General features: G+C 39.0%; 25 protein-coding genes, 4 tRNA genes and 1 riboswitch. Of the genes, 22 read left to right on the forward strand and 7 right to left on the reverse strand.

Features of this window, described 5'->3' with window-relative positions; genetic code table 11:
- The 5 genes from dksA to AC056_RS17160 all read right to left on the reverse strand — a co-directional run bounded on the left by dksA (position 1) and on the right by AC056_RS17160 (position 5,486).
- Positions 1-537, reverse strand: coding sequence for an RNA polymerase-binding protein DksA (dksA, locus tag AC056_RS17140; RefSeq protein WP_002121205.1), 537 nt, complete (start codon positions 535-537; stop codon positions 1-3).
- Positions 538-748: 211 nt separating this feature from the next.
- Entirely contained in the window at positions 749-1,561 is an 813-nt protein-coding gene (cpdA, locus tag AC056_RS17145; RefSeq protein WP_019457015.1) for a 3',5'-cyclic-AMP phosphodiesterase, read from the reverse strand.
- Positions 1,562-1,565: 4 nt separating this feature from the next.
- Complete coding sequence (locus tag AC056_RS17150) at positions 1,566-2,192, reverse strand: NUDIX domain-containing protein (protein ID WP_025465070.1); 627 nt, start codon at positions 2,190-2,192, stop codon at positions 1,566-1,568.
- A gap of 75 nt (positions 2,193-2,267) precedes the next feature.
- A complete protein-coding gene (thiC, locus tag AC056_RS17155) occupies positions 2,268-4,145 on the reverse strand; it encodes a phosphomethylpyrimidine synthase ThiC (RefSeq protein ID WP_077164316.1) in 1,878 nt (625 codons plus the stop codon).
- An 89-nt stretch (positions 4,146-4,234) separates the two neighbouring features.
- Positions 4,235-4,369, reverse strand: a riboswitch (TPP riboswitch).
- A gap of 34 nt (positions 4,370-4,403) precedes the next feature.
- A complete protein-coding gene (locus AC056_RS17160) occupies positions 4,404-5,486 on the reverse strand; it encodes a hypothetical protein (protein ID WP_139344674.1) in 1,083 nt (360 codons plus the stop codon).
- Between the two features lie 110 nt (positions 5,487-5,596).
- On the opposite strand from AC056_RS17160, the gene AC056_RS17165 reads away from it, so the two are divergent.
- The 4 genes from AC056_RS17165 (at position 5,597) to phoU (ending at position 9,333) form a co-directional block, all read left to right on the forward strand.
- Entirely contained in the window at positions 5,597-6,178 is a 582-nt protein-coding gene (locus AC056_RS17165; RefSeq protein ID WP_039254208.1) for a TetR/AcrR family transcriptional regulator, read from the forward strand.
- Positions 6,171-7,076: a DMT family transporter gene (locus tag AC056_RS17170; protein ID WP_077164317.1), complete on the forward strand. Its 906-nt coding sequence runs from the start codon at positions 6,171-6,173 to the stop codon at positions 7,074-7,076. The genes AC056_RS17165 and AC056_RS17170 overlap by 8 nt, the downstream gene beginning before the upstream one ends.
- A 96-nt stretch (positions 7,077-7,172) precedes the next feature.
- Positions 7,173-8,504 carry a TolC family outer membrane protein gene (locus AC056_RS17180; RefSeq protein ID WP_077164328.1) on the forward strand — a complete coding sequence of 444 codons (1,332 nt, stop codon included), beginning with the start codon at positions 7,173-7,175 and terminating at the stop codon, positions 8,502-8,504.
- 106 nt (positions 8,505-8,610) lie between these two features.
- Positions 8,611-9,333: a phosphate signaling complex protein PhoU gene (gene phoU / locus AC056_RS17185; RefSeq protein ID WP_000075183.1), complete on the forward strand. Its 723-nt coding sequence runs from the start codon at positions 8,611-8,613 to the stop codon at positions 9,331-9,333.
- Positions 9,334-9,645: 312 nt separating this feature from the next.
- Here phoU and AC056_RS17190 read toward each other — a convergent pair whose 3' ends face one another.
- Together AC056_RS17190 and argH are read right to left on the reverse strand one after the other, a co-directional pair.
- Positions 9,646-9,915: an oxidative damage protection protein gene (locus AC056_RS17190; protein ID WP_004699209.1), complete on the reverse strand. Its 270-nt coding sequence runs from the start codon at positions 9,913-9,915 to the stop codon at positions 9,646-9,648.
- A gap of 9 nt (positions 9,916-9,924) precedes the next feature.
- Positions 9,925-11,358 (reverse strand): argininosuccinate lyase, encoded by a 1,434-nt coding sequence (gene argH, locus AC056_RS17195; RefSeq protein ID WP_077164319.1) that lies wholly within the window; start codon positions 11,356-11,358, stop codon positions 9,925-9,927.
- Here argH and AC056_RS17200 point away from each other — a divergent pair.
- The 18 genes from AC056_RS17200 (at position 11,349) to AC056_RS17285 (ending at position 25,840) form a co-directional block, all read left to right on the forward strand.
- Entirely contained in the window at positions 11,349-12,488 is a 1,140-nt protein-coding gene (locus tag AC056_RS17200; RefSeq protein WP_100290217.1) for a sensor histidine kinase, read from the forward strand. The two genes, argH and AC056_RS17200, sit on opposite strands and share 10 nt — an antisense overlap.
- A 60-nt stretch (positions 12,489-12,548) precedes the next feature.
- Positions 12,549-13,289 (forward strand): LytR/AlgR family response regulator transcription factor, encoded by a 741-nt coding sequence (locus AC056_RS17205; RefSeq protein ID WP_019457021.1) that lies wholly within the window; start codon positions 12,549-12,551, stop codon positions 13,287-13,289.
- Between the two features lie 100 nt (positions 13,290-13,389).
- Positions 13,390-14,307: a hydroxymethylbilane synthase gene (gene hemC / locus AC056_RS17210; RefSeq protein WP_213033512.1), complete on the forward strand. Its 918-nt coding sequence runs from the start codon at positions 13,390-13,392 to the stop codon at positions 14,305-14,307.
- 4 nt (positions 14,308-14,311) lie between these two features.
- A complete protein-coding gene (locus AC056_RS17215; RefSeq protein ID WP_077164321.1) occupies positions 14,312-15,079 on the forward strand; it encodes a uroporphyrinogen-III synthase in 768 nt (255 codons plus the stop codon).
- Positions 15,080-15,087: 8 nt separating this feature from the next.
- Positions 15,088-15,927: a hypothetical protein gene (locus AC056_RS17220; RefSeq protein WP_004699197.1), complete on the forward strand. Its 840-nt coding sequence runs from the start codon at positions 15,088-15,090 to the stop codon at positions 15,925-15,927.
- 9 nt (positions 15,928-15,936) lie between these two features.
- Positions 15,937-17,130 carry a heme biosynthesis protein HemY gene (locus AC056_RS17225; RefSeq protein WP_213033511.1) on the forward strand — a complete coding sequence of 398 codons (1,194 nt, stop codon included), beginning with the start codon at positions 15,937-15,939 and terminating at the stop codon, positions 17,128-17,130.
- Positions 17,131-17,137: 7 nt separating this feature from the next.
- Entirely contained in the window at positions 17,138-17,578 is a 441-nt protein-coding gene (locus tag AC056_RS17230) for an acyl-CoA thioesterase (protein ID WP_004699193.1), read from the forward strand.
- Between the two features lie 193 nt (positions 17,579-17,771).
- Positions 17,772-18,098 carry an H-NS family nucleoid-associated regulatory protein gene (locus tag AC056_RS17235; RefSeq protein WP_002053185.1) on the forward strand — a complete coding sequence of 109 codons (327 nt, stop codon included), beginning with the start codon at positions 17,772-17,774 and terminating at the stop codon, positions 18,096-18,098.
- Positions 18,099-18,427: 329 nt separating this feature from the next.
- Positions 18,428-19,171: a type II secretion system protein N gene (gene gspN, locus AC056_RS17240; protein ID WP_039254185.1), complete on the forward strand. Its 744-nt coding sequence runs from the start codon at positions 18,428-18,430 to the stop codon at positions 19,169-19,171.
- Positions 19,171-20,007: a type II secretion system protein N gene (locus AC056_RS17245; protein ID WP_049065293.1), complete on the forward strand. Its 837-nt coding sequence runs from the start codon at positions 19,171-19,173 to the stop codon at positions 20,005-20,007. The genes gspN and AC056_RS17245 overlap by 1 nt, the downstream gene beginning before the upstream one ends.
- Positions 20,008-20,048: 41 nt before the next feature.
- Positions 20,049-22,325, forward strand: coding sequence for a type II secretion system secretin GspD (gspD, locus tag AC056_RS17250; RefSeq protein ID WP_077164322.1), 2,277 nt, complete (start codon positions 20,049-20,051; stop codon positions 22,323-22,325).
- A 40-nt stretch (positions 22,326-22,365) separates the two neighbouring features.
- Positions 22,366-22,992, forward strand: a complete 627-nt coding sequence (locus AC056_RS17255; protein ID WP_077164323.1) for an FHA domain-containing protein — start codon at positions 22,366-22,368, stop codon at positions 22,990-22,992.
- Between the two features lie 65 nt (positions 22,993-23,057).
- The gene (locus AC056_RS17260) at positions 23,058-23,726 is read left to right on the forward strand and encodes a phosphoglycolate phosphatase (protein ID WP_077164324.1); all 669 of its coding nucleotides are present in this window, start codon (positions 23,058-23,060) and stop codon (positions 23,724-23,726) included.
- Between the two features lie 107 nt (positions 23,727-23,833).
- Entirely contained in the window at positions 23,834-25,327 is a 1,494-nt protein-coding gene (gene trpE / locus AC056_RS17265; RefSeq protein WP_039254174.1) for an anthranilate synthase component I, read from the forward strand.
- Positions 25,328-25,425: 98 nt separating this feature from the next.
- Positions 25,426-25,501, forward strand: a tRNA-Thr gene (locus AC056_RS17270).
- 54 nt (positions 25,502-25,555) lie between these two features.
- Positions 25,556-25,639 (forward strand) — tRNA-Tyr (locus AC056_RS17275).
- 37 nt (positions 25,640-25,676) lie between these two features.
- Positions 25,677-25,752: transfer RNA gene (locus AC056_RS17280), tRNA-Gly, on the forward strand.
- A gap of 13 nt (positions 25,753-25,765) precedes the next feature.
- Positions 25,766-25,840: transfer RNA gene (locus AC056_RS17285), tRNA-Thr, on the forward strand.
- Positions 25,841-26,022 lie beyond the last annotated feature (182 nt).

Consider the following 26,022-nt stretch of genomic DNA (forward strand, 5'->3'; position numbering starts at 1 on the left):
TTAACCGTTATTTTGCTTCTCTTTAATTTCTGCCAAAGTTTTGCAGTCAATACATAACGTTGCAGTTGGACGTGCTTCTAAACGACGTAAACCGATTTCGATACCACAAGTTTCACAGAAACCGTAGTCTTCGTTTTTAATCGCTTCCATAGATTGTTCAATTTTACGAATTAATTTACGTTCACGGTCGCGTGTACGTAATTCAATTGCAAATTCTTCTTCTTGGGTAGCACGATCGTTTACATCTGGCAGTGCAGTTGATTCGTCTTGCATCGTATTTAAAGTACGATCAACTTCAGACATTAATTCAGCTTTCCATGCTTGCAGAATTTGTCGGAAATGCTCGAGCTGTCCTTCAGACATGTACTCTTCATTTTTCTTAGGTTGATAAGGTGCAATACCAAATAAACTTGCAGTTGTGCCTATGTCAGAAGTTTTAGGTTTCACTTTACGTGCACGTTTTGCAGAAGCTTTATCACCTTCTACTACAACTTCTGTATGTTCATCCAAAACTTGGTTGTGGTTGTCATTCGCCATAATAGGGCATTCCTCATCATACACGTATTATCTATACGCAAAAAATATGGTGATATGCAAGTGTTTTTATAGAAAACCATCGATGGGATTTTCCCATCGGGTCGTCATCATATAGATTTTTCCCGCAAGATGATAGTCATTCTGACCCGTAAATATTTTCAAAACGTGTTTACCCCAGTCATAATTCTATATAAGCATATAAAAAATAGGGTTAATAGCCTGAAATATCAGTATTTATAAGGGTTTTAAAATTTTCAAGTCGAAATACTTTTGTTTCAAAAGTGCCATCATTATTCAGACGAATGTAACGATAACCCGGTGCATTTTGGTCGAGCGCAAAATCTTTACTAAACGGTTTAAATTGCACACTTGTTGAAGGTGTGGAGAAAAACTCGATACCTTGCCAAATATTAAGAGAGTCTTGATGGACATGTCCGCAGACCAATGCCTTTACATTTTTAAACGGGCTTAACGTATCTAGAAGGGCATTTGAGTTTTGAAGCTTATGATGATCAATCCATTTTGATTTCATGGCAAATGGATGATGATGACAAGCCAGCAAAACTGGATGATCTGCGAATTGTTCAAGCAAATTCGCTAGATTTTTTAATTGTTCTGAAGACAAATGACCATCTATTTTTCCTTTTACGGCACTGTTGAGCATAATGATGCGCCAGTTGCCTAAACCTACAACCACAGGTTCCTGATGATTTTCGTTATGCAAAGGAAAGTGGTCCACATTGTCATGGTTACCTAGCGTATGAAAAAAAGGTAACCCCAAGGTTTGCATAAAGTTTATATAACGCTTGTAGGTAAGCGGTGTCGGTGCTTGTGCGAGGTCTCCAGTATGAATAATCGCGTCTGCTTCAGGATGTTGCTTTAATATCTGTTTAATAATGGCATGGAAACTTTCTTCAGGATTCATCCCGACAAATTCTAGCTGTGGATACTCCAATAAATGTGTATCGGTAATTTGTATGATGACATGATTTTTTTGTGAAAGTGTTGAGACTTGAAAAGTCACCGTCCTACCTCTTCGGATTTATTATCGTTTTGCTGTGTTGAGCCAGCCATTGCAATGCCATAATAACAGGGGCATTTCTTAAACGTCCGCTGTCGAGTAGTGTTTGAATTTCACTATAACTAAACAAATGTAGCTGAATATTTTCACCCTCATCATCTACCCCAAAAATACCGCCTTCATCGGGTAAATTGGTTTCGGCAACATACAGGTGAAATAGCTCGGAACATGCGCCTGCTGATGGGTAAAAACTAAATAGATGTTCTAAATCCTGAACTTCACAACCTGATTCTTCAAGGCTTTCACGTCGAATACAGTTTTCTGGTGATTCATTGCCATCTAATACCCCAGCAATAACTTCAAGCTGCCATGGTGATTGAGAATCACCTAAAGCACCCACACGAAACTGTTCAATCAGTGCAAACTGTTGTTTTTGGTCATTGTAGAGAAGAACACCAGCTGCTTCAGGCCGATGTACAAGTTCGCGCTGCAATACAGGAGTATATTCAGACTGATTAAATAGACGATGTCGAAGGCTAACTTTTTCAACTTGAATAAAACCACGGAACAGAGATTCACGTGATGTTACTTCGACATCTTTAGATGTATAACTTGGACGCTCGACAATACTCATGATTCGATCAGGACGAAATCTATTTATTTCATCCTAACCGAGAATCATGTCTAGGCAAGTGTTTTTTTTGAATATTTACACTTTATGATACAGTTTTTGTCCTTGCTCTTGATAAACCTCTTTCATCGCTTTGAGGCCTTCTTCAACCTCTGAATCGTTATTGGTGAGATTGTTGGCATAGTCACGTACATTCTGGGTGATTTTCATTGAACAGAATTTCGGGCCACACATTGAACAGAAGTGAGCAGATTTATGCGCCTCTTTTGGTAAGGTTTCATCATGCATACTACGTGCTGTGTCAGGGTCTAAACTTAAGTTGAACTGATCATCCCAACGGAATTCAAAACGAGCTTTTGACAACGCATTATCGCGCACCTGTGCACCCGGATGTCCTTTAGCAAGGTCAGCAGCATGTGCTGCAAGCTTGTAGGTAATAATTCCATCTTTAACATCTTTTTTGTTTGGTAAGCCCAAATGCTCTTTTGGCGTCACATAGCAAAGCATGGCTGTACCATACCAACCAATCATGGCTGCGCCAATTGCAGAAGTAATGTGGTCATAACCCGGTGCGATGTCAGTTGTTAATGGCCCAAGCGTATAGAATGGCGCTTCTTTACATACTTCTAACTGCAAGTCCATGTTCTCTTTAATCATGTGCATTGGTACATGGCCTGGTCCTTCAATCATGACTTGAACATCATGTTCCCATGCACGGTGAGTCAGTTCACCTAATGTTTTAAGTTCGCTGAACTGCGCTTCGTCATTGGCATCTTGAATACAACCCGGACGTAAGCCATCACCTAAGCTAAATGAAACATCATAAGCTTTCATAATTTCACAGATTTCATCGAAATGTGTGTATAAGAAGTTTTCTTCATGGTGTGCTAGACACCACTGAGCCATGATTGAACCACCACGCGATACAATACCTGTTAAACGGTTTGCTGTAAGCGGCACATAGCGAAGCAAGACACCTGCGTGAATCGTGAAATAGTCAACACCTTGTTCTGCTTGTTCAATCAGTGTGTCTTTGAAGATTTCCCAAGTTAGGTCTTCTGCAACACCATCCACTTTTTCAAGGGCTTGATAGATTGGCACGGTACCGATTGGAACAGGTGAGTTACGAATAATCCATTCACGTGTTTCATGGATGTTCTTACCTGTCGACAAATCCATAATGGTGTCGGCACCCCAACGGGTTGCCCAAGTCATTTTCGCAACTTCTTCATCAATTGAAGAGCCAAGAGCTGAGTTACCAATATTGGCATTAATTTTAACCAAGAAGTTACGACCAATAATCATTGGTTCAAGTTCTGGATGGTTAATGTTGGCAGGAATAATTGCGCGACCTTCAGCAACTTCTTGGCGAACAAACTCAGGTGTAATTTCTTTTAAGTTTTTTGCACCAAAATTCTGTCCAGCATGTTGGCGCATATCAACACCTTCACGCTGGCGTTGATTTTCACGAATTGCAATATATTCCATTTCAGGTGTGATAATACCTTGCTTGGCATAGTGCATTTGAGTGACATTTTTACCTGCTTTAGCGCGGCGTGGGTTTTGAATGTGAGCAAAACGAATGTCAGCGGTACGAATGTCTTTTAAACGTTCCTGACCAAACTTTGAAGTTAAGCCATTAAGTACATCGGTATCATTACGTTCTTCAATCCAGTTTTGGCGAACTGAAGGTAAACCTTTATCTAAATCAATTTGAACATTCGGATCTGTATAAACACCTGACGTGTCATACACCATAACAGGTGGATTATGTTCACCGCCAAGTCCAGTAGGGGTATCTGTTAAAGAAATTTCCCGCATAGGAACCTGAATATCAGGGCGAGAGCCTTCAATATAAACTTTTTTTGAAGCGGGCAAGATGCGGGTTAAATCTTTTGCATCTTGTTCATGTTGTGCTGAAATTTCAGCAGAAGAAAGATTCGTTAACTGGTTCATCACATGATCCTTATGAATAACATCAACGAATCAAGCACGACCAAAAACGATGGCTGATTTATCTTTAAGGGATAAATTGAGGGCTATAAGTTTTTAGATGGCTTGATTCCTACGCAGGTCTTAACCTGATCAGGTTCAACGGTACTTGTGATCAAACTTGTGTTGCGATAACACGGAATTTACACAATCTCAGCGAGCTATTACTCGCGCTCCGTCAAGCGATTTAAAGACTAACATGTTTTAGGTTGGCTGGCATTGTCAATTTGTATCTATACAAACCGCATCCATGTGGCAGTCACGGTAGCTTTGAGTATTCCATGGTGACTCTAGTTTTAATAACTGCTCAAGCTGTTCATGCACAAGCTGATAGTTTGATTTTTCCTGTCCATTTTCATCCATTAAATCTAGGTTAAACTGCTTATTTCGCTCTTCAACTGGAGTGGCAATAAATTTAAGAAACTCTTGGGCAGGTTTCGCTAAACTCGACTGTTTTTGTGTAGATAAAAATTGAATTTGTTGTAAAGCATCTTTATCAATCCATGTGTTTGGAGCAAACTCATCGGACACAGGCGTATTATCTAAGCCAAAGAAAATAAAGTATCGGTACTCATTAAATAATAATTTTGCATCGCTAATAAAATAACTCTTTGGATATTTTTGAATAAATTTCTCCCAAAATAATGCACGCTCAGTAAGCTCTTTCCATGAGATAGCCAAAGCACCGTCGTCATAGAAAATCTCTTTATTGTCTTTTGCCATACGCGTTAAGAACTCTTTTTGGTCAGCGGGTAGGGCTTTAGCAAAAACATCAACTAAATAGTTTGGCTGACGTCGATACGTAAACATGCCTTCACCTTGATAGAGAAGTTCGATATAGGCTTGGCCCTCATGTTGAATCAGATATTGATCACGAGCACTAAGCTGATCGAATAACTTTTTCTTGGTTTTCATTGTTTTTTTAGCATCTAATGGTTCTTTTTCTAAAATGGCATAGCCAAATGCCTCAAAAGCTTTCGCTGTTTTTTCATTATCGTCTTGTTTAAGGAAACGTTGATACATGGCGGTTGAAGCATTCATTAGCTTAAGTTGTTCCTCATTTTTTAATGATGGAACACAGGCTTTGAGTTTTTCATTAATTTGGTTTAAGTCTTCTATTTTGTTGTTTTGATTAATTTTTTTCATTGCAGTCATAATTTGTATACAACTACTTTCTTGTTTTTGGGTAGCTTCTTGTTTAGTAGTTTTTTGTTCTTTAGATACAACTTGATCTTGCTGTGAGGTTTTATTGCAACCGGCTAAAAGTAGTGCACTGCACATACTCATTATTAAAACTTTTTTCATGATTGTATTTTTATCAAAGTGAATATTGCTCAAATTATAACTCGGAAAAAGATTGCATCATTGTTAGAAATCTTTATTATTAGGTAGGTCGGTCTACTTAAATTAAAACTATGAATGATAAAACAGCAAGACAGAAAATTCTCGATGCCGCTTCAACTTTGTTTTATAACGACGGCATTACTGCAACTGGTATTAACTCAGTTACGACTAAAGCAGATGTAGCCAAGATGTCGCTTTATAATAATTTTTCTTCAAAAGGTGAGTTGGTCGATGCCTATATTGCTGCGCGGCATCAAGAGTGGTTAGACCTGTATCAAAACCGTTTAGCAACAACAAAAACAGCTACAGACGCTATTTTGGCCGTATTTGATGCCTATCAAGACCATGCGGAATTTGCCTATGAAAAAGGCTTTCGAGGATGTGGGCTTTTAAATGCTGCCGCAGAGTTTCCCGCGAATAGTTCAGGTCGAAGTTCGGTAAGACAACATAAAGAAGAAGTTGAGGCTATTGTTGCCGAGCATTTAAAAAAATTAATACCAGACTCACAGCGTGTTAACTATGTGGCTACACAGCTTTCATTTCTTTTAGAAGGCTCTATGGCACGAGCAGGGTTGGAAGGCAACAGTCGTCAACTGCTATTAGCAAAGCAAATGGCAGAAGACATTTTAAATAGAGAATGTTCAAATGATTAGCCTCATTAAAAATAGTAACTATGGAGGCACAATTGCGATTTTAGTTGCCTCTATTTTGTGGGGAACAACAGGTACTGCGGCGGCATTTGCACCGACACTTGGCCCACTTGCTATTGGTGCCGCAGCGATGGGCGGTGGAGGTCTGTTACAAGCTTTAGTTGCATCCCGAGCGATCCGTGAAAACCGACAATTTATAAGGGAGAATCTTTTAATACTGCTTTTGGGTATAGTGGCGGTGGGTATTTACCCGTTAGCTTTTTATTCCTCAATGCATTATGCCGGCATTACGATTGGTACTGTGGTTTCAATTGGCTCGGCTCCACTGATTGCAGCAATTTTAGAGCGGTTTTTTGATCGCAAAGCTTTGTCTACCATCTGGTTTCTAAGTTTTGTCTGCGGTGTGCTTGGCGTAACGATGTTGTCGATGGGTGAAAGTCATGCGGTTCTAGATAGTACAAATCAATGGAATAAATACTTCGGTATTTTTCTTGGACTTGTCGCAGCTACAACTTATTCGCTTTATTCATGGACTGCAAAAAAATTAATAGATCGAGGTGTTGCCTCTAAAGCTGCAATGGGCATGATTATGGGCGGCGGGGCAGTTATTTTGCTTCCTACTTTGTTGGTTACAGGTGAAGGATTATTACAAAGCTCAACCAATTTACTTGTGGCTGGCTATATGATGTTAATTCCTATGTTTTTGGGTTATTTACTTTTCGGTTTTGGACTAAAAACAGTAAATGCCAGCAAAGCGACTACCTTAACTTTATTTGAACCTTTAGTTGCTGCGATTTTTGCGATTGTGTTAGTGGGTGAGCATGTTTCATGGTTGGGTTGGATCGGCATGTTTTTGATTTTTATTTGTATTTTAATATTATCAAAAACTCGGAACACTTAAAAAAACTAAAACTTTTAATGGCTTGAGTTTGATTCAAATTTTTCTTAGTCTTAAAGCCAAGTTTTATCGTTGATTTAAACAATGAAAATAAAATTAATGCTTGTGGCGGGTTTATGGAGTTTTACCTCGTCAAGTTTTGCTTTAGATTTAGTTGAAACTTATGAGCGCGCGAAACAAAATGATCCGACATGGCAAGCGAATCAACAACAATTTGAAGCAGATCAGCTCAATTTAGGCTTAGCAACGGGTGCTTTATTACCGACAGTTACCTTGTCTGGAAAAATTAATCGTAATAGCCAAACAGTAAAACGTTCGAATTTTCCGGGTATTGATCAAGAAGGGCTGTCAGATGCGTTAGTGAGTAATACATCGACCACTAAACAAGCAACTTTGTCTGCTCGTCAGCCTCTTTTTCGTATGGATGCATGGGAAGGTTATAAACAAGTTAAAACCTCAGTTGCTCTTAGTGAAATCACTTTAAGACTGCAAAAACAAGATCATGTTTTAAATGTCGCAGAAGCTTATTTTAATGTACTTCGTCAGCAAGCACTTACTGCTGCATATTTACAAGAAGAAAAGGCTTTACTTGAACAGCTCAACATGATGAATGCCAAGCTTAAAGAAGGTTTGGTAGCGCGTAGTGATGTGAGTGAGGCAAATGCTCAATATCAAAGTGCCAGAGCCAATCGTATTGCGACCAATGTACAGATTCTATTAGCTCAAGAGCAACTATCGGAATATATTGGCCCCTATCAAGATAAGCTTGCAGTTTTACGAAGTGATTTTACTTTTCAAAAACCTTATCCAGCCCAGCTTGATGATTGGTTGAATTTAGCCCAGCAACAAAATTTAAAAATTCAGCAAGCACGTTTACAACGACAATATGCTGAAGATCAACGCCGTGTGGAAAAAGCTGCACTTTATCCACAGATAGACGCAGTTGCCAGCTATGGCTATACCAAACAAACACCAGAAACACTCATTTCAACTGACGGGAAGTTTGACCAAATTGGTGTGGAGATGAACTGGAGTTTATTTAATGGAGGACAGACTCGAACCTCTATTAAAAAAGCCAGTGTAGAGTTAAATAAAGCACAAGCCCAACTCGATGCGGCCATTCGCCGTGCCAATGTTGATGTAAAAAGTGCTTTTATGCAGGTAGATACCGACCGTGCAAAACTTGAAGCAAGAAAAGCAGCAATGGATTCTTCGGCACTTGTGTCGCAAGCTTCAAAAGCCAGTTATAACGAAGGCTTAAAAAGTATGGTTGATGTTTTATTGGCGCAGCGTAATGCTTTTTCTGCAAAACAGGATTATCTTAATGCTCAATATGACTATTTATTAAATGTACTGCGTTTAAAAGCTGCTGTAGGCCAGTTAGGTGAAAAAGATCTGGTCGAATTAAACAGCTGGTTAACGTATCAGTAATAAAAAATGCTTTTATCTGAATTTTAATTTTGTCATAAAAATTTAATGATTGATGTGTTTTAATGCTCAATCATTTTATCCCTGCGCCATCATGTTGGAGGCTTCCTTGAGTCCAAGTAATCCGGTGTTAAGCCATCATATTTCTTCTCAATTTAATGAAGATTTGCAAGATGTGAACACAAAGTTTATGACCATGGGTGGCTTGGTCGAACAACAGGTTGCCAATGCAATTCATTCTTTGCTTGATACAGATGCGAATTTAGCAATTGATGTTCAATTTAAAGATAATGCAGTCAATCAATATGAGCGTGATATTGATGAGGGTTTGACACTCATCTTGGCGCGTCGTCATCCAGCAGCGATTGACTTGCGTATGGTTATTGCCATGAGCAAAGCCAATACTGACCTTGAGCGTATTGGGGATGAAGCTGCAAAAATTGCCCGTATTGCACAGAACCTATGTGAAGAGGGTGGATCACCTCGTGGTTACATGGAAACCCGTCATATTGGTAACCAAGTACGTGTCATGATTCACGATGCCCTAGACGCTTTTGCACGTTTAGATGCCGATCAGGCTTTACGTGTACTTTTAGCAGACGCTGACATTGACCGTGAATATCAATCAGCAACGCGTACTTTAATGACTTATATGATTGAAGATCCGCGTCATATTGCTCGCGTAATTAACGTGATGTGGGTTTTGCGTTCTTTAGAGCGTATTGGCGACCATGCGCGTAACATTGCTGAACAAGTGATTTATATGGCGAAAGGTTTTGATGCTCGTCATACCAAAATTGAAGAAATTGAAGCAAAAGTCCACGAAAAATAATGCTTTAATTGAGAAAATAAAAGCCTTGTTTCAAACAAGGCTTTTTTATAACTAAAAATAATAGATAAAAAAATGTCCCGAACTTTGGGGGGAAGTTCAGGACAGAAAATCAAGTGCATTAAGAAAAAACACGACAGGGATCGTGTCTCACTTGCTATGGATTCATAATAAGGTTTCATTGAATTTATGTCATGTAGAGTCCTGTGCGCTCTATGTAAGGCTTTATATGTTTGTGTAAGTTTCACGTAAAAAAAGGCGGATCTATGTATATAGATCCGCCTTCTTAATGACGATAAGGTTAGAGCAAGCTAATTATTCAGGTTTCCAACCTTCTGCTTTTTCAACACTTTCATCATTATTGAAGAACTTCTCACGTTGTTCTTCAAGGAATTTTTTTGCATCTGGTTCAAACACATTTAAACGCTTTTCATTAATCAGCGTAGTTTGGTGCTGTAACCATTCTTGCCATGCTTGCTTAGAAACATTTTCAAAGAAATCTTGGCCTTTAGCACCAGGAAAAGGAGCGAAGTCTAGACCTTCCATTTCCTTTTGATATTTACGACAAAATACTTGGCGACTCATGATTTATCCTTAAGCGTATAACTGTTCTAAACGTGTATGGGCACGTGCAATTGCAGCTTCAACCTGTTTTGGTGAAGTTCCGCCAATATGATCACGTGCATTTACAGAAGCTTCTAGTGTTAAAGCTTTATCGAATACGTCTGCTGTGATTAAGTCAGAGAATTGTTGTAATTGCTCAAGTGTTAACTCAGATAAATCTTTTTCTTCAGCTACACCTAATGCAACAGCTTTACCTACAATTTCATGCGCATCACGGAACGCAACGCCTTTTTTCACTAAGTAGTCAGCAAGGTCAGTTGCAGTTGAGAATCCACGAAGTGCAGCTTCACGCATGATTTCAATATTCGGAACCAATGCAGGAATCATGTCTGCAAATGCCATAAGTGAACCACGAACCGTATCGATAGCATCGAACAAAGGTTCTTTATCTTCTTGGTTGTCTTTGTTGTACGCTAAAGGTTGACCTTTCATGAGCGTAAGTAAGCTAATTAAGTCACCAAATACACGGCCAGATTTACCACGAATCAGTTCTGGAACGTCCGGATTTTTCTTCTGCGGCATGATTGATGAGCCAGTACAGAAGCGGTCAGGAATATTCACAAATTTGAACTGTGCAGAAGTCCAAAGAATCAGTTCTTCTGACATACGTGATAAATGCATCATGATAAGCGCAGCTGCTGCATTAAATTCAATGGCAAAGTCACGGTCAGAAACAGCATCAAGAGAGTTTTCAGATACAGCTTCAAAACCTAAAAGTTCTGCTGTATAAGCACGATCGATCGGGTAAGTAGTACCTGCAAGAGCAGCGGAACCAAGAGGCATACGGTTAACACGCTTACGGCAGTCTTGAAGACGTTCTGTATCGCGAACTAACATCTCAAACCATGCCAATAAGTGATGGCCGAAAGTTACTGGCTGAGCAGTTTGTAAATGAGTGAAGCCCGGCATAATGGTATTTACATTTTTAGCAGCCAAGCCTAACAAGCCTTTTTGTAAACGCTCTAATAAACCTAAAATGTCATCAATTTCGTCACGTAGATAAAGACGAATATCAGTTGCAACTTGGTCATTACGGCTACGACCAGTATGGAGTTTTTTACCTGTAATGCCAATACGCTGAGTCAAACGTGATTCAATGTTCATGTGAACATCTTCAAGATCGATACGCCATTCAAAGTTTCCAGCTTCAATTTCTGCACGAATGGTGCTTAAACCTTCAATAATGTCGTCTCGTTCTGCTTCTGTGAGTACGCCAACTTTTGCAAGCATGGTAGCATGCGCAATTGAACCTGCGATGTCTTGCTTATAAAAACGTTGGTCAAACTGAACAGAGGCAGTAAATTCTGCTACAAAAGCGTCTGTCGCTTCAGAAAAACGACCACCCCACATACCTGAGGTTTGGTCTGGGGCTGCTGAATTAGGGGGATTTGAAGATGTGGTCATGGTGGCTCAGTAAAATAAAAAAGAGTATATCACTTGCCGAAGCTCAACAAACAAAGTTGTTTTCTACAGCATATCGAAATCAAAATTCCTCCTATTTTTTTACGAAAATTGATCGTTGGCAACATTTATTCGAATTAATTATCGCAAGTAATGTTTTGGCATTGGTTTTGGCTTTGGCTGAAGCGCAATCGTGGCATGCCTTAAGCGGGTCGCGCCTTTTACAATATATGATTTTTATTAACTGGGTGATTTTGTCTTTTTTTGCCTTAGTTGAATATTTTCAAAATTTTTTTAGTCAACTACAGCAAAAATATGCTTTGGCAATTGGCTTTGTTATGCTGCAAGCGATTGTGGTAGTGACCACCCTCATAAGTAATTTTTTTCAATTCGGAATCTTGAAAAGAACGAGTGATATAGCGCATGACTGGAGCATTTATTTTACCAATGTCCCTTTATATTTAAGCTATGGAATACTACTCGGCGCATTTTGTTTGCGCTATTTATATGTCAGAGAACAGTGGTTACATCAACAATATGCAGAATTAAATGCGCGTATTCAGGCCATGCAAGCGCGTATTCATCCTCACTTTTTATTTAATAGTTTAAATAATGTGGTGAGTTTAATTACGATAGACCCAGATAAAGCTGAAAGTATGCTGATTAGTCTGTCGCGTTTATTTAGAGCGAGTTTCCAAGAATTAAAATTGGTAAGCTTGTATGAAGAAATTGAACTCAGTAAACAATACTTAATGATTGAACAAATACGTTTAGGTGAGCGTTTACAAGTCGATTGGAAAGTGGAGCTTGAACCTTTGCAATTAAAGCAGGTCACGATTCCTTTATTGACATTACAACCTTTGTTAGAGAATAGTATTTTTCATGGGGTGGAACCAATGATGGGTAAGGCAACCATAGGGGTATTGGTTGAAATATTGCAAAATCAGGTCAGTATAGTCATTACCAACCCTTATACAGACGATACAATAAAATCACGGAAAGGGCATGGAATCGCTCTTGAAAACGTTAAACAACGCTTGAAAGCGTATTATGGGAACTCAGTTAGGTTCCAGGTATATAAGGGTGAAACTTTATATACCACTATTATGAGCTATCAATACCAATCAAAATAATAAGCCAGTCAGAGTTAACCATAAAAAAATGGACCAAGTTAACGGTGACAAGGAGGATGAATGAAGGTGCTAATTTGTGATGACGAGCCATTAGCAGTGGAGCGATTGTCACGTTTAGTTTCAAAGATGGGACATGAGGTTGTTGCAACAGCTCATCATGGCCAAGATGCCTTGGAACAGGCACGGCTTCATCAACCAGATGTGATTTTACTTGATATCCAAATGCCGGGTATGAATGGTCTCGTCTGTGCGGAACAATTAAGCCAGCTTAACCCTCGACCTGCTATTGTCTTTTGTACAGCTTATGATCAGCATGCTTTAGAGGCGTTTAAGTCACAAGCACAAGCTTATCTTCTTAAACCGATCGATCCTGCAGAACTTGAACAAGCTTTAAAGCAGCTAACGCAACTTACCCAAGCACAGCTCAATGCCTTGCCAAACCCTGAACTTTTACAGGATTTAAAAACACAAAGACATCAAATTGCTGCCAAAACCTACCGTGGGGTTGAACTGATTCCTGTTGAAAATATCTATTATTTTTTGGCAGATCAAAAATATGTCACGATACGTCATAAAAATGGCAGTGTATTAATTGATGAAACACTGAAAGAGCTTGAAACTGAATTTGCAGATCAATTTATTCGTATTCATCGAAATGCCTTGGTCTCAATTGCTTATTTAGATGGTTTAGAGCTTGTAAGTTCAGGTCAGTATCAGGTTCGTTTACGAGGCCTTGATGAAAGACTTTCTGTTAGCCGTCGTCATTTGTCTACGCTCAGAGAGCGGATACATCAGCTTTAACTTGCGCCTGTCTTATTTTTGCTGGTGAGATTTTACTTGCAATTTTAAGGGATCAAGTTAAGTTTAGGATGTATTGTTTGACCAGCCCATGCTTGAATTTATGAAAACCTTGAAAATTGCTACACGACAAAGCCCACTTGCTCTTTGGCAGGCAGAACATATTCGTGCCCGTTTGCAGGAGCTTCACCCAGATTTAACGGTAGAGTTGGTCAAGTTTGTCACGCAGGGCGATAAAATTTTAGATACGCCTTTAGCAAAAATTGGTGGCAAAGGGCTGTTCGTTAAAGAATTAGAAGCTGCTCTTTTAGATGGTCGCGCGGACCTTGCTGTACATTCAATGAAAGATGTGCCAATGGCATTGCCAGAAGGTTTAACCTTGGCAGTCATTTGCGAACGTGAAGATCCATTAGATGCTTTTGTTTCAAATCAGTTTGAAAAATTTGCTGACTTACCACAAGGAGCGAGAGTTGGTACATCAAGCTTACGTCGTAAATCACAAATTTTAAAACAACGCCCAGACCTACAAATTATTGATTTACGCGGAAATGTCGGTACTCGTCTAGGTAAATTAGATGATGGTCAATACGATGCGATTATTTTGGCAAGCGCTGGTTTAAAACGTTTAGGATTAGAAAATCGCATTCGTCATACTATCGAGCCAAATGTAAGTCTGCCTGCTGTTGGACAGGGTGCGCTTGGTTTGGAATGCCGTGCGGATGATCAAGAAGTATTAGCTTTAATACAACCTCTTTTACACATAGTGACTGATGTTTGCGTACGTGCTGAGCGTGCGTTTAATGCCTATCTTGAAGGTGGTTGTCAGGTACCGATTGCAGGTTATGCAACCTTACAAGATGGCAAAATTCATATTGAAGGTCGCGTCGGAAGTCCTGATGGGCAAACATTATTACGTGCTGAAATGACAGATGAAGCTCACAATGCTCAGCAGTTAGGTGAGAACCTTGCTCGAAACTTACTTGAACAAGGTGCTGGCGATTTATTAAAGGCTCTTTACTAAAACTATGCTGTTTATTAATACTCGACCTGACTCACGTGCAGCTGAATTAACAGAAGCTTTGCAAAATAAGGGGTATCAGGTCGAGTCTTTACCTCTTTTAGAGCTGGTTGCTCAGCCTTTTTCAGATTCACTCTTTCAACTCTATCAGCAGTTAGTCGAGGCGCAAGCTATAGTGGCTGTAAGTCCCACTGCGGTTGATGTGGGTATGCAGTACTTAACGCAAAGTGGTTTAAAGCTAGATAACTTAAAACATATTCAGTGGATTGCGGTTGGGCAGGCCACGGCGAATCGTCTCCATGAATATGGAATTGAAGCACATGTTCCAGATGTTGAAACTTCTGAAGGCATGCTCAGACTACCTATTCTCTATAATATGCAACAGAAGGATAGTGTGGCTTTTTGGAGAGGGGAAGGCGGCCGCCAATTTATGATGGACACTTTGCAGCAGCAAGGTATCCAGATTTTAAATTTTGTCTTATATCATCGGCAGTGCCCAGAAGTCTCATATTCAACATTTAAGCATCTGACACAGAATTCAAATTATAATTTAGAAAAATGGCTTGTCTTAATTACCAGTGAGGCAAGCTGGAAATATTGGTTGGAGCTTTGTTTAAATAATAATGTACAACCTGATTGTGTATATTTGGTTTTAGGACCACGTCTTTTTCAACTTGTAAAAAAATATCGCGATCAGCAACAGGCTCATTTTCACATTATTCAACTTGAAAATTTATCGCCTTCGGGGATGATTCATCACATTCAGGCATTATAAGGATTCGTATGAGAAAACTTGTTTCTATTATCATTTTGCTGGGCATCGCTTGGTTGGCTAAGCTTAGCTACGATATGTGGCAAATTTCTCGTACGGTTCCTGAGCTTCAGCAAAGCTTAATGCAATCGGAACAGCAATATGCCAATCTGAATGATCAGTTGGTTGCACTAAAGAGACAAGTTCAAACCCAGCCGGGTAGTGATGTTCAGTCGGCACCATCGACAAATAGCGAAATCATTCATGCAGGCATTGAGCCAACGGTATTAATTAAACAAAAATTAGACTTAATTCAGTTTGCGATTGATCAACAACAGTTTATTTATGCAGTAGATCATTTAACTCAGTTACAACAAGCATTGCCTCAATATGAAATTGCTCCAGCATTAAAACACAGCCTAAATCAGGCGCTTGAACAAGATAAACAAGCAATACAACAATACGTAATTGCTCAAAATCAGCGTCATCAAATGATTGACGATCTACTGCAAACTATCGATAAAAATATTCAGCAAGCATTGGCTCGACCTAAACTTGAGATGGATCAATCTGAGTCAGTGTCTTGGTGGAAGAAATGGTTCCGTATTGAAAAAGTAGAAACACCATCTATTAATTTAATGAATCGAAGTGTGGTGCTGAAAGAAGTGCAACTAAGGTTATTAATTGCCGAGCAGGCATTAAACCAAGGAAAAATGGCTGAATATCAAAATGAGCTGCAATCAGTAATGCAGAAATTAAATGAAATGCCAGATGCGACCAGTCAGCAATTGAAAAATCGTATTGCTAAAGTATCTCACTTATCTATCGTACCTGTACCTAAATTATCGACTCTTGGCCTACTAGGCTCATAAGGAGGGCATATGAAACATCTCCTATGGGTTTATCTTCTTATTAGTTTAGTACTTTTTGCAGCTTTAGCTTTACTTAGCTATGGCTACGGCATGGGATATGTTTATATCTACTGGCGACAGCTGCAATTGCAAACAAACGTGTGGGGATTAGTCCTTACTTTTGTCCTAATGAGTTTTATTGCTCAGTTAATATGGCTTTGGATTAAACGTTATTCTTCTCGTGAACAACGTAAAAGAGAGAATATTTTTCAGTTTAAAAACCTTCATCCCTATGAGCAATTGGGTATTGTCTGGCTATTAGAAGCTGCCGAAGATCAACGTGTCTTTATCGAACGGGTTTTTACCCAGTCGGGGCTTTTAAAAAATATTATTGATGCCAAGTTCTTAGTATTAAATGAAGATTACCCTAAGGCTCTAGATGCTTTAGATCAATCGCCACCGATGGCTTTTGAATTGGCAGAGTTACAGCGGATTGAAATATTTTTAGCTCAAAATGAAGCCGAACGTGCATTAACACATCTTGAGTTCTTATATCAGCATCAATTATCGCCATGGCTTGAAGAAATCGAGACAGCCTATCAACAGCGATTAACTGCGTTATGGGGGCAGCTTGCCTTACAGCAACCATGGTTATATTTACGTTCAATGAAATATGGATTATTGGACGCTGAGCATCGTGATTTATGGTTGCAGCAGCTTCTCCAACAATTTGATCAAGCTTCAATTGATGACTTGCATGCATTGCAACAGCGTTATCTAGATTTAGAGTCTGAGATTCAAACCAGACCCTATAGTAGTAAATTGCTGTGGCTAAAACTTTTGGCGCGTATGCCAGAAATGAGTATTCAGCATGAAACATTAACTTTGCATCTGCTCAAAGAGCAATTTGATCCAGAAGTATTTTATTTGTGGTTTCAGCAGCAACTGCTTAAGCAGGTTCCTGACTATGCCGACGTTGAAGAAAAGATAAATCAACTTGAAACTCAATATATGAATTTGCCAGTTTTAACATTTGCAAAATGGCATGTTTACATGGCAACGAATCGTCAAGCTGAAGCTGAAATATTATTAAGTTTATACCCTAATAATATTTTAATGAACTATTTACGTATTAAGTCCACCTTAAAAGAAGATGATGAGTTAATCAAACAGTTAAACCTAATCTTTGAAAATGATGCAAATTTTTTAAAATTTAAAATCTGAGGTAAAAATGAAAGAACTGTCTGTCTACCCTGTAATATACGACCAGAAAGTTGCATGGGGAGATATGGATGCTTTTGGTCATGTCAATAATGTACAATATTATAGATATATTGAAAGCTCACGTATTTTATATATGGAAAATGTAAATATATTGATCCCCAATATATATACTGTTGTTGCTTCAAGTCAGTGCAGATATTTAAAACCCGTTTTTTATCCTGATGTATTGAAAGTAGGGGTTCGTGTAGAAGAAATACGCAATAGCGCATTCCGTATGGCTTATATATTATGGAGTGAAGCACAGCAGCAAATCGTTGCGACGGGTGAAGCCATAATGGTCTGTCTAGATAAAACGACAGGGTTAAAATGTGAAATACCAAATGAAGTAAAAAGTAAAATAATTGAGTTAGAAAAATCAGTAGGACATGACTTAATACATTTAGCTTAAATAAATATTAAGAAAATATATTGCAATTATAATTATTAATGTAATTAAAAAGTAAATTTATAGCATTATTCTGATGAACTTGTCTTTTGAACTATTGCTTATTTAATAGATTATAAATACTATTGGTTATGATTTAATGTTTTAAATTTTGTCTGTATTATTTGAATTGTCAGTAAGACTGGAGTATTTATTAATGAAACCGGATATTAGTGAATTATCTGTTGAAGAGTTAAAACGCTTACAAGAAGAAGCAGAAGCTTTAATTGCAAGCAAAAAAGATCAAGCAATCGAAGATGCTTATAATCAAATTATCGAGATTGCTGAAAATGTAGGTTTCAGTGTTGAACAACTTCTTGAGTTTGGTGCTCAAAAACGTAAGAAAACTACACGTAAATCTGTAGAACCACGTTACCGTAACAAAAACAATTCTGAAGAGACTTGGACTGGTCGCGGTAAACAACCACGTTGGTTAGTTGCTGAAATTGAAAAAGGTGCAAAACTTGAAGATTTCTTAATCTAATTGTTTTTGCTTCTTAAAAAGCCAAGCGATTTTGCTTGGCTTTTTTATTTAAAAAAATAAAAATTCTTATTTTAAATATCAAGTCATCAATAAAGTGTTTAAATTCCTAATTAAATGTATTGTTGAGACTAAATTTACATTTAGAAGGATCATCTTAAATTTTCATGATTCTGTCATACGTTCAACTTATAGTCTTTAAGAAGATGCCAAGCTTGATTGCTTGGTTTTTTTATATGAAGTCAATTGGCGATGTTGAAAAAGTATGCATAATGTCAGACTAGAGAGGAACTCTCATATAAGGACGATAATTTGCATGTTGGTAAGGCTGAATGAAGAAAAAGTCTAAGCAATGGAAGTGGTGGTTTTTTGCCCTCATTGCATTTTTAATTTTTATTATTTTACAGATTCCAGCGACTTGGCTTATCTCTAAATTTTCAAAGAATAATCAAACTGTCCATAATGTGAGTGGGAATATCTGGCAGGGGCAAGCGGACTGGCATCGTGGTGCTCTGCGTGGCACCATTCATTGGAAAACAAGACCTCTAGATTTATTTTTATTACGCTTCGCTGCAGATGTTGATATTCATAGTGGTAATACACAGTTAACGGGGATTATGGCGTATGGTTTTGGCAAAAAAGTCATTGTAAGGAATATGACTGGGCAAGTTGCGCCAGAAACACTGAAGCAGATTGTGAATTGGCAATGGCCTGTAAATAGTATTCAACTTAAAGATATCCAATTTAATTATAAAAAAGAGCAAGGTTTTGCTGCGGTTGATGGTCAATTGCATTGGGGTGGTGGAGCACTCGTTTATACGATTGGTGATCGTCAAGATCGTATGAATATGCCTTCTTTAAGTGGACAGTTGACTGACCATAATGGGCAGCTACAAATTGATATTCGAGATCAACGCAATCAAAAAATGGCGAATCTTTTACTGGATGCCAATATGATGCTTGATGTTCAACTTACACAGCGTTTATTGCTTAATGTTCCATCTTATGACGGAAAAGCTGGTTTAGATACTTTTGTCATTAGTTCTCGTCAACCATTATTACAAGGTGGTAACTGATGAAAACATGGATTGATAAATTACAGCAGTTACAGTGGCAAAAGTTAGATCGACTCAGTGTAGTTGTCCTTATTATTTTAATTTTGTGGTTATGTTGGAAGCTGGCTTCATTTTTTTGGTTGGTAATAGCACCCCCTCAAATGATGCAGTTTGATCGGGTAGAGCTCGGTTCTCAACAACCTCAAATACCAAACATTAGTACTTTTTCAATTTTTAATGAACCTTCTGCCAATGCGGCTCAAGAAAATGTGAATCTAGAATTACAAGGCGTAATGGTTGGGTATCCAAACCAGTTTTCTTCTGCTGTTATTAAGGTTGATAATACTGCTGAACGTTATCGAGTTGGTGAAACCATAGGTTCTACCTCTTATCAACTGTCAGAGGTTTATTGGGATCATGTGGTATTGCGTCAAGGAAATGGTAGTACTCGCGAACTTCAGTTCAAAGGTTTGCCCAATGGTTTATATCAGCCTATGACGCCTAATGCATCACCGCAAGCTGTCACGCCATCTCAGCCTACGGCACCTGTGAATACGACCCAAGAAGCTTTGGGGCAAGCGATTCAGCAGATGCAAGGAAATCGAGATCAGTACCTCAAAGATATGGGGGTTAGTGGAGGCTCTGGTGAAGGATATGAAGTTACAGAACGTACACCAACCGCGCTTAGAAATAAGCTAGGTTTAAGGCCTGGCGATCGAATTGTCTCTTTAAATGGTCAAACGGTTGGACAAGGGCAAACGGATGTGCAATTACTTGAACAGGCTCGGCGAGCAGGACAAGTAAAAATAGAAATAAAACGTGGTGATCAAGTGATGACCATACAACAAAGTTTTTAGTGATAACACGTCACCATAAGAGTTAGGAAATATCGCGAGTTATGGCTTTATTGAATCATCAACGTCCACTTTGGGCATTACTTGCAGCAGCCCCATTGATTGCGACAGTAAGTAGCAGTGCCTATGCCCAAACATGGAAGATCAATTTACGTGATGCTGACTTAACTGCCTTTATTAATGAAGTTGCAGACATTACTGGTAAGAACTTTGCTGTTGATCCGAGAGTGCGTGGGAATGTCACTGTTATTTCGAATAAACCTTTAAATAAAGATGAGGTTTATGATTTATTTCTTGGGGTCTTAAATGTAAATGGGGTAGTTGCGATTCCATCTGGTAATACAATTAAACTTGTGCCAGATAGCAACGTTAAAAACTCGGGAATTCCTTATGATTCTCGAAATAAGGTTCGTGGTGATCAAATTGTTACACGAGTGATTTGGCTTGAAAATACCAATCCAAATGACTTAATTCCAGCACTTCGCCCTTTAATGCCGCAGTTTGCGCATATGGCTGCGATTGCAGGCACCAATGCTCTTATTGTCTCTGATCGAGCTGCGAACATTTATCAGCTTGAAAATATTATCCGTAACTTAGACGGAACTGGGCAAAATGATATTGAGGCGATTAACCTTCAGTCGAGTCAAGCCGAAGAAATTATTACTCAACTTGAAGCGATGAGTGCAACTGGAGCATCAAAAGATTTTAATGGTGCTCGTATTCGTATTATTGCTGATAATCGAACGAATCGTATTTTGGTAAAAGGTGATCCGGGAACGCGTAAGCGCATTCGCCACATGATTGAAATGCTGGATGTACCTTCTGCTGACCGTTTAGGTGGTTTAAAAGTTTTCCGTTTGAAATACGCAAGTGCTAAAAGCCTGTCAGAAATTTTACAAGGTTTGGTCACTGGTCAGGCAGTATCGTCGTCTGGTAACAATAACAATTCATCAAACTCATCAAATTCGATGAATAATTTGATTGGGAATAACCAGAACTCGAGTTCAAATACATCAGGTTCAAATGGAAGTTCGATTTCGACTCCATCAATCAATCTAAATGGTAATTCAAACAATAGTAATCGGAACAATATTTCCAGCTTTAGCCAAAATGGCGTAAGCATTATTGCTGATAATGCTCAAAACTCTTTGGTCGTTAAGGCTGATCCGCAATTAATGCGTGAAATTGAATCTGCGATTCAACAGCTAGATGTTCGCCGTCAACAAGTACTGATTGAGGCTGCAATTATTGAAGTTTCGGGTGATGATGCAGATCAACTTGGAATTCAATGGGCACTCGGTGATTTATCTAGTGGGATTGGCTTACTCAGCTTTAGTAATGTAGGTGCCAGCTTATCTTCTATTGCTGCTGGTTATTTGTCGGGTGGTTCGGCTGGAGCTGCATCCGCTATTGCTAGTGGTGCTAATAAAGGTAATGGTGCAACTTTAGCTTTGGGTAATTTTGAGAATTCCCGTAAGGCATATGGTGCATTAATTCAGGCCCTTAAAACCAATACCAAATCAAACTTGCTTTCAACGCCATCCATTGTAACGATGGATAATGAAGAGGCTTATATTGTTGTCGGCCAGAACGTTCCATTTGTAACAGGCTCAGTGACTACCAATAGTACCGGTATCAACCCATATACAACTGTAGAACGAAAGGATGTCGGTGTGACATTAAAAGTCATTCCGCATATTGGTGAAGGTGGTACGGTTCGTCTAGAAGTAGAACAAGAAGTCTCTGCTGTTCAAGATAATCGTGGGCAAGCAGCTGATTTGGTGACAAGTAAACGTGCGATTAAAACTGCTGTTTTGGCTGAACACGGACAGACAGTCGTGCTTGGTGGCTTGGTGTCGGATGACACTTCACTTTCAAGACAAGGCATACCCGGCTTGAGTAGTATTCCTTATGTTGGGCGATTGTTCCGTTCGGACAATAGAAGTAATGTAAAACGTAACCTTCTTGTCTTTATTCATCCAACAATTGTGGGTGATGCAAATGATGTTCGTCGTTTATCTCAGCAGCGCTATAACCAGCTTTATAGCTTGCAATTAGCTATGGATAAAAATGGTAATTTTGCAAAACTGCCTGAACAGGTTGATGACGTCTATAATCAAAAGATGACTGCCCCAAGTATTGCTCCTCAGTCAAAAAATTATCAGCAAGTTCCTTCGGGTGGTAAAAGTACGACAGTAATAACCCCAGTAGCAGTCGAACCAACGGTTCAAAAGCAAACTTTGCAGTTGCCTGAACCAGAAGTGAATCGTACTAAAAATACAGTAACAACTACCACACTGCGACCAAACACAGCGCAGTAGTAGCATGTTATGATTGATAAAAAATGAATAGGACATATGCATGACTTGGAAACTACAAGCAATTACTGGTGAAATTACTGGACAAGAAATTACAGTTGATCGTGATATGTTGGTAGGGCGCCATCAGGACGCTGATTTGTTGTTACAAGCTGCTGAAATTTCACGTCGCCATGCTGCATTGCTTTTAAAAGATCAATTGCTATGGGTTCAAGACCTTAATTCATCGAATGGTACATTTCTAAACGATATTCGTATTGAGCAAGAAAAGCAGCTACATGATGGTGATATTGTTCAATTTGCGAGTTTCAAATTCTCAGTTTTAGCACCTGCTCAAAAAATTACTGATTTACCTGAAGTTGAAGCAGAACCAGTGCAAGCTGCACCAACACAGGATTTAAGCGATCAAGGCATGCCAAGCCTTGCAGAGCGTGCTGCAGAGGTAGAAGTTCGCCACGATGGTATGCCACAGAATATTTCTATTCCAAAACCTGCGCCTATTCCAGAAGGTGTAGATGTCAATGTAAAACAACCATCACCTGTGACTTTTGATGAGCCTGTTTCTCGTGTTGCCGAAGAAAAAGAGCAACAGAAGAATGCTTCAGTTGGTTTAATCACTATTATTATTTTAGTAATTTTAGCTGTATTGGCATGGTTATTCTTTAAATAATCCGTTGCTGCTTTTACAATCAAGGCATGCCAAACGCATGCCTTTTTAATTTTGAGTAGAAGAAAATGTCTGTTGCACAACTAAGTAAGCGCGATTTAATTTTATTTGATCTGGATGGAACACTTGTTGACTCCGCTGCCGATTTATATCGGTCTATGAATTTAAGTCTACAATCACTCGGTTGGCCATTGGTGACAGAAGTACAAATACGAGAATGGGTAGGTAAAGGTGCCTCAAAACTCTGTGAAAATGTTTTACTTCATCTATTTGGTAAATTAGACGCTGAACAACATAAGGTTTTATTACACACATTTGTAGAGACATATGGTGCAGAACTTTGTGTAAATACTCAAATTTACTCTGGTGTACCTGAGTTTTTAAAACATTGCCAAACTCTAAATATAAAAATGGCTTGTGTTACTAATAAGCCTGTCAAACTTGCTCAAGGACTATTAGATGCATTAGAGCTTTCCTCTTATTTCCAAGTTGTACTTGGGGGAGATAGTTTGCCTGAAAGAAAACCACATCCATTACCATTGCTGCATTGCATGCAAAGTCTAAATACGTCTGCTTCACAATCGTTAATGATTGGTGATTCAAGCAATGATGTAGAAGCTGCGCGCCGTGCTGGACTTGATTGTATTGTGGTTAGCTATGGCTATAATCATGGAGAAAGCATCTATGATTGCCAACCTCAGCAAGTTGTTGATAGTCTTGCTGAGTTAATTGTTTAATGAAGAAAATGGAGATAAGAATGAATAAGCGTATGGTTTTTCGATGGCGTGTCTAAACCGAATCTAGAAAAAACACTTTTAAATCGAAACCATATTAGAGAAGATTCATGACAACATTAGCGCAATTCGAGCAACTTAAGGCTGCTGGTTATAACACTATTCCTGTTTATCGTCAGCGTCTAGCAGATACAGAAACCCCATTATCGGTTTTTGCTCGTTTTAAAGACCAAACACAAGCTTATTTATTTGAGTCGGTTGAGGGTGGGGAAAACTGGGCGCGCTACTCTATGATTGGATTAGGCGAATCAACCGTTTTTTCATGCAATGCTGGGGTTTTGTCTGTACAGCATGCTGATGGCTCAATCACACAACAAGATTGCCAAGATCCTTTTGAATATATTCGTAACTTCCAAAAACAATTTAAAGTGCCATCGGCAGAGCTCTTGCCGGACTTACCAAGCTTTACAGGCGGATTAGTGGGATATTTGGGTTATGATGCTGTCCGTTATATTGAACCACGCTTAAAGAATGTACCTGCAGCTGACCCAATCACGTTACCTGATTTGTGGTTAATGTTGTCAAAAACAGTTATTGTTTTTGATAACCTTAAAGATACTCTATTTTTAATTGTTCATGCTGATGCAACACAGGCAAATGCTTATCAAGATGCCCAGCAAAAATTAGATCAATTAGAACAGTTACTCGCTATTCCTGTTAGCTTGCAAGCCAAACCACATACTCCTCCTCATTTTGAATCAATTACGGGTAAAGCAAAGTTCTTAGAAACAGTAGAAAAAGTTAAAGAATATATCCGTGCTGGTGATGTAATGCAGGTTGTTCCAGGGCAGCGCATGGTTTCTGATTTTGATGGTGAGGCTTTACAGGTTTACCGTGCATTACGTCATTTAAATCCTTCGCCTTATTTATTCTTGGTACAAGGGCAAACGATTACTGATAAAAAACCATTTCATATTGTTGGTTCTTCACCAGAAATTCTTTCTCGTTTAGAAAATGGTATTGCGACAGTTCGTCCACTTGCAGGTACGAGGCCGCGCGGAAAAACTAAAGAGGAAGATATTGCTTTAGAAAAAGACTTACTTTCAGATGAAAAAGAAATTGCTGAGCACTTAATGCTAATTGATCTTGGTCGAAACGATGTTGGACGAGTTTCTAAAATAGGTAAGGTTCAAGTAACTGATCAAATGGTGATTGAGCGCTATTCACATGTCATGCACATTGTTTCAAACGTACAAGGCGAAGTTCGTGACGATATAGATGCTTTAGATGTGTTTAAAGCGACTTTCCCTGCTGGTACCTTATCTGGTGCCCCAAAAATTCGTGCAATGGAAATCATTGATGAAGTAGAACCGGTGAAACGAGGTGTCTTTGGTGGAGCAGTGGGGTATTTGGGATGGCATGGTGAAATGGATATGTCGATCGCAATCCGTACATGCGTTATTCGTGATAAAAAAGTCTATGTACAGGCTGGAGCAGGCTTGGTAGCTGACTCAAATCCTGAATCTGAATGGAATGAAACCCAAATAAAAGCTCGCGCAGTGATCAAAGCGGTTGAATTATCATCAAACGGATTGATTTTATGAGTTTTTAGCGATTTTTTTTAAAAAATCGCTTGCATCGTTTGGAAGTTTTGCTAAACTGCACACCGTTCCGATACAAAACGTACGAAACACTAAGAAAAGCCGGCATAGCTCAGTTGGTAGAGCAACTGACTTGTAATCAGTAGGTCCACAGTTCGAATCCGTGTGCCGGCACCATTTTAAAGGTGTGTAGTTGTGAAGTAAAGAACAACACTGAAATAAGTGTGATATGGTGAGATTCCCGAGCGGTCAAAGGGGGCGGACTGTAACTCCGCTACGAAAGTTTCGAAGGTTCGAATCCTTCTCTCACCACCATTAACTTCGATTGAAGTGGTATATATACCAACACAGTGCGGGAGTAGCTCAGTTGGTAGAGCGGCAGCCTTCCAAGCTGCATGTCGCGAGTTCGATCCTCGTCTCCCGCTCCATCGAAGGACAATCGCTCTTATAGCTCAGTGGTAGAGCACTCCCTTGGTAAGGGAGAGGTCTCGAGTTCAAATCTCGATAAGAGCTCCAGATATACAGTTTAGTAGATTTTCTACAAAGATTTAAAAAGCAGGCTTATTAGTCTGCTTTTCAAGTATTGGGTGTTTGATTTTTTAGGCGACATGTCGATGCTGGGTGTTTGCTCAGAATTGTGTTCGACGTAAACGAGGATTATAAACATGGCTAAGGCTAAGTTTGAACGTAATAAGCCA

Origin of the sequence: Acinetobacter genomosp. 33YU (genome assembly GCF_001990725.1) — a bacterium.
GTDB lineage: Bacteria > Pseudomonadota > Gammaproteobacteria > Pseudomonadales > Moraxellaceae > Acinetobacter > Acinetobacter seifertii.